Raw genomic sequence first — 6,958 nt, 5'->3', positions numbered from 1 at the left:
CTATGGCGAAGCAAAGCCAAGATAGGTGGTGGAAAATTTAGGCCATTGCGCGCAATTGAAAAACCTTAGCGTGCTATATTTTCCGTTTCCTGAGACGACCCCTAATACTAAAATAATCCATCCTTTAGATTCAAACACCCATTCTTCGTCATCGAAAAAATCTGGAAAATTTATACGGTAATCTGCCATATATTTGTGTTCTTAAATATCGGATTTGTTTTGAACTGTAACATTTTTTTAATTATACTGCTGCCACATTTCCCCTACGACGTATCGCTGATATGAAGTCCAGTTTTCGTCAACACTTGCTAAAGTGGCGTGCCTCATTCGGTGCGATTACTTTGCTTTGTTTACTCTGGCATATCTTCTTACCAACGATGGTACATACTGGCGTCGTACCTGCACTTTATGCAATGCCTACACATTGCCAAGTCACAGATATTAAAAATAGTTTGATGTTGTCTGAATCTCATTCAGGTCACCATCACGCTATGCATGAAATGCATCATCAACAGCATTTACAATCGACTGCGCATGATCAACTTAGTGACTATGCAAAAGAGGTTTTTGCCCTTGCTAGTCAAATCATGAAGCATTGTCCTTTATGTACACATGGTTTAGATGCAGTTGCAATTATTCCTTTAATTGCATTTATTTTAATCTTTGTACTGGCTTGGTTTAGTCGTGTGCGATGCCTATGTTATACGTGGTCAGAAGATCTGCAAATTCCACGTATCTTCTATATCTTTCCAATTAAACAAGCACCACCGCTCGCTCTATAAAAATGCTTTTTTAACATTCCGTATTCAGTGTCTCACTGCGGTACTGCCTCGTTTATTGCTTTTATAGAGTTAAATATGAATACTCAATTTCGTTTGTCAGTATTAACGACTGCATGTCTATCGATTACCTACAGCTCAATCACTCTGGCTGAAACAGCTTCTGAAAATGAAACAAAAACCCTAGCTACAATCGTAGTCACGGCAAGTCGTGAAGGTGAATCGATAAATAATACTCCTGCTGCGATTAGCAAAATTACTAGCCAAGATATAGATGATAAACATGCCACATTCATTGGTCAGTTAGTTAATCAAACCCCAGGTGTGTTAATGAATGACTTGGGCAACGAACAACATATGATGTCGATTCGTCAACCCATCACCACTTCTGCTGTTTATCAATATTTGGAAGATGGCATTTCGATCCGCCCAGTCGGTGTGTTTAACCACAATGCTTTATATGAAGTAAATTTAGCTGGAATTGATAGCATTGAAATTTTGCGTGGCCCAGCAAGTAGCTTGTATGGAAGTAATGCAATTGGTGGCACGATTAATTTCCTCACCAAAGCACCGAGTTTAACTCCAACTGCTGATTTAGGTGTGAGTGCAAGCTCTGAAGGTTATCGCCGTTTAGACTTGGGTGCATCCAATACATTTGATACAGAGTATGGTGAACATGGTTTAAGACTGTCTGCATATGCCAGTGATCGTGGTGATAGCTGGCAAGATCATGCTGAAAGTAATAAGCAAAGTGTAACCTTAAGACATGATTGGCGCATATCAGATGCCACTCAAATCAAAAATATTTTCAGCTACAACCATTTAAAAACCGATATGACGGGTAGCCTAAATGCAAATGATTTTAGCAAACGTCCAGGTTATAGCTATCAAACATTTACATATCGAGAAGTAGACTCAACCCGTCTTTCATCACAGATTAACCATCAATGGGATGATCAGCAACAAAGTCAATTGACCGTATATTATCGCGATAATACAACCGATCAAAATCCAAGTTATAACATTCGTAAGGATGCTGATAAGAATGGTATACCTACAGGAACTTATAGTGGGCAAACCACCTATAACGCTTTTCAATCTTATGGATTAAATTTACAGCATTCTATTAATTTGAATCAGGTGAAATTGATCATCGGAGCAATGGCAGATCATTCGCCGAACCAAGCTCAAACCAATGATATTCAAGTTTTTCGTGATCCAAACACGCTAGTTTATACGGGTTTCAAGCAACGTCAGCTATTACGTGATTTCAAAGTTGATGTCAATAACCAAGCATTGTACACACAAGCAAATTGGCAAGCTTTGCCAAATCTAAATTTGGTTGGTGGTGCACGCTATGATTGGATCGGTTATGACTTTGATAACAAGCTTATCCCCTCTAAAGTTACAGGTGCGCCAGATGAAAAACGTAGTTTTCACAAGGCAAGCCCTCAACTTGGTTTTGTATGGAATATCTCACCTGAATTAGATCTGTATAGCAATTGGTCACAAGGTTTTGTGCCACCAGAGGTTAGTAGTTTATATGGCGCAAATCTGGTCACACCAAACTTAAAAGAAGCTACATTTAATAATATTGATGCGGGTTTACGTTTCAAAGTTTTAGATGACCGACTGGATGGAGAAATTACCTTATATCGTTTACAAGGTAAGGATGAAATAATTAGTTATACAAAAATTGAAAATACACGTGAAATACGTGAACCTCGCAATGCAGGCAAAACCTTACATCAAGGCATCGAAATTGGTGGGACTTGGAAAATCAGTGAACTGTATGACCAGCGTTTGAAGCTATCTGGAAGTTTTGCAGAACATAAGTACAAAGAATGGCAGCCATCTTCAACACTTAATTATAGTGATAATACGATGGCAAACTCTCCAAAAAGTTTTGGTACGATTGAGTATCAAATCAAACCTATTCCAGCATTATTACTTTCGGCTGAAGGTGTTTATGTCGGTTCATATTGGATCGATGATGCTAATACTGAAAAATATGATGGGCATACCATTCTAAATTTACGTGCAAATTATCGTAAAAATGCTTATGAGGTTTATGGGCAAATTCTTAATGTAGCTGATGTCCATTATGCTGACAGTACTTCATATAGCAGTAATCAAGCTAGTTATACGCCTGCAGCACCACGAACCTATTTATTAGGTTTGCGTTATCATTTTGGAAAATAAACAATGAATGCCAATCAACTCAAGAAGTTACTGAAATTTCATCGTAGCTTTGGAATGGTGCTTGGCATTCTGGTTTTGATGTGGTCTTTAACAGGTGTGTTGCATCCAATCATGAGTGCAACACAACCCCAACCCGTCAAACGAATGCCACCATCTCAGCAACTCAACTTAAAAAATGCTTTGCCTGCACCTCAAGTGTTGAAACAGCATAAAATTGAAAAATTTTCAGGATTACAAACCATTCAGCTACAACCTGAGCTTGTGGCTTACCGAATTTTAAAGCCAAATCAAAACATTGCGGAATATTTTAATAGTCGATCAGGTCAACTCATTAAAGATGCAGAGCAACAAGATGCAAAACGTCTTGCGATTTGGTATACGGGTTTAGCCAAACAACAGATCATTTCGACTGAACTGATCACTGAGTTTAGTGATGACTACCCAGGTGTGAATCGTTTATTGCCTGTTTGGCGTGTAAGTTTTGACAATGGTTTAAGGGCTTATATCGATCCATCACAATCTCGATTAGCCACGCTCTCCAATGACCAAAAAATGTGGATGGCGAAAATATTTCGTTTAGGTCATACATGGACTTGGGGCGATCAATCGTGGACAGGACAAAGTATACTGATGCAAATTGCCTTAATTGGCATTTTAGTGCTGACTTGTATGGGATTTGGATTGTTTTTTAGGATTCGTAATCGCCAGAACCATCGTTTAGCTCACAAGCCGATTCGCTTTTTACATCGCTATTTGGGCATCAGTTTAAGTGTATTTATCTTATTGTGGGTGTCGAGTGGTTTCTATCATGTTTGGCATAAAAAATCTGAGATTGTGAACATTCAGCCGATGTTTTGTACACAGGATTTAAGTGCTGCCGCATGGAAAACTGCTGTTCGACAGCCAATACAACGCCTTAACCTTGTACCGATCTCCTTTGGTCAAGATCACGCTCAAGCTGGTTGGATGGTTCAATTTTCAGGTAAACCACAGCTACAAGGCAGCATGACCGCAGCCAAAGAACATGATCATCATAATCATGCCAAAAGTGCTGCCCCTGCAATTGAATTGATCAATGCGAATACCGCTACAAAATTAAATACGCTTGAGCAAAGTAAGCAGTTGGCTGCCGACTATTTACATTTACCATTGCATCATTTTACTCAAAGCTCTTGGGTCACCAGTTTTAGTGGTGAATATGGTTTTATCAACAAACGTTTACCCGTAGTTAAAGTTGAAAGCAATTTAAGCGATCAACTCAGGTTGTATATTGAGCCAAGTAGCGGTGTAATTGCAGCACAAGTCACTCAACAAGATGCTTTAGAAGGTTTTAGCTTTGCTTATCTACATAAATGGACATGGCTACCACTAGATAAAACGCTCAGGGATATCTTGTTAGGTAGTATTGCTGGACTCATCGCTTTATTTGTGATCTTCGGTTGCACATTAGCAGCTCGAAAATCGTCCTAAGTTCTTTGTTGACCCTCCTGAATTTAAGAAGGGTCAATTTTTTAGAATTAAATCCATCAAATATAAAATGAAGCCACCACAAAACTTAGCATTAATCCTGTCTCAATCAACTCAATTGCAGCCCCGACAGTATCACCAGTAATCCCACCAATTCTTTTGATAAATAAAGCTCTTAAATAAAACAATACAGCAATAAAGCAGATAAAAGTCACAAACCCCAACCATTTAAACATACAAAGTAATGAAATTGTAATGATAAAAACAGCCCATGTAAGTTTCTTTGGAATAAAATCAGTAATTGAACGTCCTAGCCCTTTATCACGAACATAAGCTGTAGTTAGAAATAAAAATAATGGAACACTACGCCCAAGCATTGGAACGAGAATCAAAAAAGCATTGAGATGCTGCTCAAGCAGTACATACAGCGCAGCAAACTTGAGTAAACAAACCACAACAAGACTCAGCACACCGATTGGACCACAGTTTGGGTCTTTCATAATCCTGAGTGTACGCTCAGGATCACCAAAACCACCCACCCAAGCATCTGCTGTATCGGCTAAACCATCAAGGTGAAGCCCACCTGTAAGCCAAATCCATAACACTAAAATGATACTAGCTATCAATAAAATTGGCAGCTTGACTAAAACTAGAGATGAAGCAAACAGAATGAGTCCGATCAACAAACCCACAAATGGATAAAATAAGATCGCTTGACCATTTTGCTTTGCACTTGGCATTGTTTTTAATTCAATGGGCAAAACTGTTAAAAATTGCAAAGCAATCCAAAAAGCTGTCATGCAAGAAATCTCAGTCAAACAATATTGATGATTTACAGATTATGAAGAAACAAAAATGGGAATAGAACCCTATTCCCAAATTAAAATGATAAATCAGCTAGATTATTGAATTTGATAACATTGTTTGAGCTTCAAATAATCATAATAGAAACTGTTGGTACTATATTGTGCATATTTACATGATGATTTAAACAAGGTCTCTTTTTCATTGTAGAGCATTTTTACCAAAGTTGTGCCTTGAGCATTTTGGTAAATATCCCACTGTAAATTCGCAGCCATTGGCGATACTACTTCACCTCTCCACGTACTATTGCTGTAGTTATACGTTTGACGTAAAGGCAAAGGCTGCATCATGTCATGTAACTCCAAACTGGTCGCCAGTGGAATAATGATTTCTGCATGTGCGAAGCGTAACACAGCGCGGTGGGACTGTTGTTTATCGACAATTGCATCTACTTGCTTAAACAAATCTTGTTTTAGACCTTGAGCAATGTTACTGGTGACAGCATTTGATTCTTGAAAGCTTGGCCCTTTCTCATAAAAATCATTTGCATCGTTAAATTCAGCATAGAATTTTGCTGCATCTACAGGCATATATTGATCAAAATTCACATCTTTTAATTCAAGCTGCATACCACCAGAAATTGAATACAACTCATAAAGATAAGCTGCTGCATCCACAGCACTTGCAATGGTATTTTTCCCTTTCCCTTTTTCTGTAATGGTTTCACCTTTTGGCGATGTCACGGTATAAGCACCGCTATTACTAAAGGTATAGCCCGTTGTACCTAATTTTTTAATAAATTCAGGCTTAAAAATTGGGTTAAGTACATTCATTGCAATTTGCTGTGCGCGTGTATCTTTTGCCAGCTCACTAAGCTTATTTGCAAGAACTACATCTTCTGCCTCAAACTTTTGATAGGCTTGGCTAGCATCATAAATTGCTTGTTGTTGAGTTGATAATGGTTTAGCTAAATCTTGATCTTTGTTCAAGCTATGGAAATAAAGTTTAAAACGATCTACGCCACCATCTTCAATAGATGGGACGCTACTACTCGCCAAACTTGTATATGAAGCAGGTGTAACTTGAGTCTTCAATTGGGGTTGTTGTTGAATCAATTCAGCAGTAAAAAACTTGGCACTATCAACCGCACGATCTACGCCTGAGCTTTGAACTAAAATGGATTCAGGTTGTGTTGCTGCTGTTTTAAATAGCTCAGGTAAACGCTGTAAAAGACGATCTGCGATACCACGATGTTCTTGAATACCGAGCATTGTTTCATTGCCGTATCCATACTGACGGATTCCATCCACCCTATAACCAAGCAGGATATTGGCTTTCATCATACTTTCTAAATCGGCACCGAGTTTTTCACCTAAAGGTGTTAAAGCATTCTCAGCCTTGGCTTGTTTCCATAAATTATAAAGTGCCAAGTCATATTTAATACTCGATAATCCTCTAGAACCATGACGTGCCACTAACTCAGTAAAAACAGGTTTAAAACCTTGTGGAATTGCTTCGTATTTTTTAAGGTCTTGTTGAGGTTGATATGGCGTTTTGGTTTGATAATATTTTGATACCGTGTTATTTTCTGGGATTGTTTTTGATTCTGAGCGATCGTCGTTATTACATGCCACCAATAAAATGCTCACGCATAACACACTGCTTTTCAATAATATATTCATAATGAATTAGCTTATAGGTCAAGA

Annotated in this window: 6 protein-coding genes; 3 read left to right on the top strand and 3 right to left on the bottom strand. The window is 38.3% G+C overall.

The features are described 5' to 3' along the window. The gene (locus tag IEV17_RS08120) at positions 1-189 is read right to left on the bottom strand and encodes a hypothetical protein (RefSeq protein WP_034601361.1); all 189 of its coding nucleotides are present in this window, start codon (positions 187-189) and stop codon (positions 1-3) included. Between the two features lie 92 nt (positions 190-281). On the opposite strand from IEV17_RS08120, the gene IEV17_RS08115 reads away from it, so the two are divergent. The 3 genes from IEV17_RS08115 (at position 282) to IEV17_RS08105 (ending at position 4,451) form a co-directional block, all read left to right on the top strand. Further along, positions 282-782 carry a hypothetical protein gene (locus IEV17_RS08115; RefSeq protein WP_004662076.1) on the top strand — a complete coding sequence of 167 codons (501 nt, stop codon included), beginning with the start codon at positions 282-284 and terminating at the stop codon, positions 780-782. A gap of 75 nt (positions 783-857) precedes the next feature. After that, positions 858-2,981, top strand: a complete 2,124-nt coding sequence (locus IEV17_RS08110; RefSeq protein ID WP_004662075.1) for a TonB-dependent receptor — start codon at positions 858-860, stop codon at positions 2,979-2,981. Positions 2,982-2,984: 3 nt separating this feature from the next. Continuing rightward, complete coding sequence (locus IEV17_RS08105) at positions 2,985-4,451, top strand: PepSY domain-containing protein (protein WP_004662074.1); 1,467 nt, start codon at positions 2,985-2,987, stop codon at positions 4,449-4,451. 56 nt (positions 4,452-4,507) lie between these two features. Here the strand turns inward: IEV17_RS08105 and IEV17_RS08100 are convergent, their stop codons facing one another. Further along, positions 4,508-5,248, bottom strand: a complete 741-nt coding sequence (locus IEV17_RS08100; RefSeq protein ID WP_004662072.1) for an adenosylcobinamide-GDP ribazoletransferase — start codon at positions 5,246-5,248, stop codon at positions 4,508-4,510. A gap of 102 nt (positions 5,249-5,350) precedes the next feature. Beyond that, positions 5,351-6,934, bottom strand: coding sequence for a histidine-type phosphatase (locus tag IEV17_RS08095; protein ID WP_034601357.1), 1,584 nt, complete (start codon positions 6,932-6,934; stop codon positions 5,351-5,353). Positions 6,935-6,958 lie beyond the last annotated feature (24 nt).

This window comes from Acinetobacter modestus (assembly GCF_014636095.1).
Classification (GTDB): domain Bacteria; phylum Pseudomonadota; class Gammaproteobacteria; order Pseudomonadales; family Moraxellaceae; genus Acinetobacter; species Acinetobacter modestus.
The sequence above is the reverse complement of the archived record's forward strand: the minus strand, read 5'-3'. Positions and strand labels throughout refer to the sequence as shown.

What these genes read in the sequence shown, in the direction of transcription:
- IEV17_RS08120 (WP_034601361.1), bottom strand. Translation starts at nt 189, where the DNA reads ATGGCAGATTACCGTATAAATTTTCCAGATTTTTTCGATGACGAAGAA.
- IEV17_RS08115 (WP_004662076.1), top strand. Translation starts at nt 282, where the DNA reads ATGAAGTCCAGTTTTCGTCAACACTTGCTAAAGTGGCGTGCCTCATTC.
- IEV17_RS08110 (WP_004662075.1), top strand. Translation starts at nt 858, where the DNA reads ATGAATACTCAATTTCGTTTGTCAGTATTAACGACTGCATGTCTATCG.
- IEV17_RS08105 (WP_004662074.1), top strand. Translation starts at nt 2,985, where the DNA reads ATGAATGCCAATCAACTCAAGAAGTTACTGAAATTTCATCGTAGCTTT.
- IEV17_RS08100 (WP_004662072.1), bottom strand. Translation starts at nt 5,248, where the DNA reads ATGACAGCTTTTTGGATTGCTTTGCAATTTTTAACAGTTTTGCCCATT.
- IEV17_RS08095 (WP_034601357.1), bottom strand. Translation starts at nt 6,934, where the DNA reads ATGAATATATTATTGAAAAGCAGTGTGTTATGCGTGAGCATTTTATTG.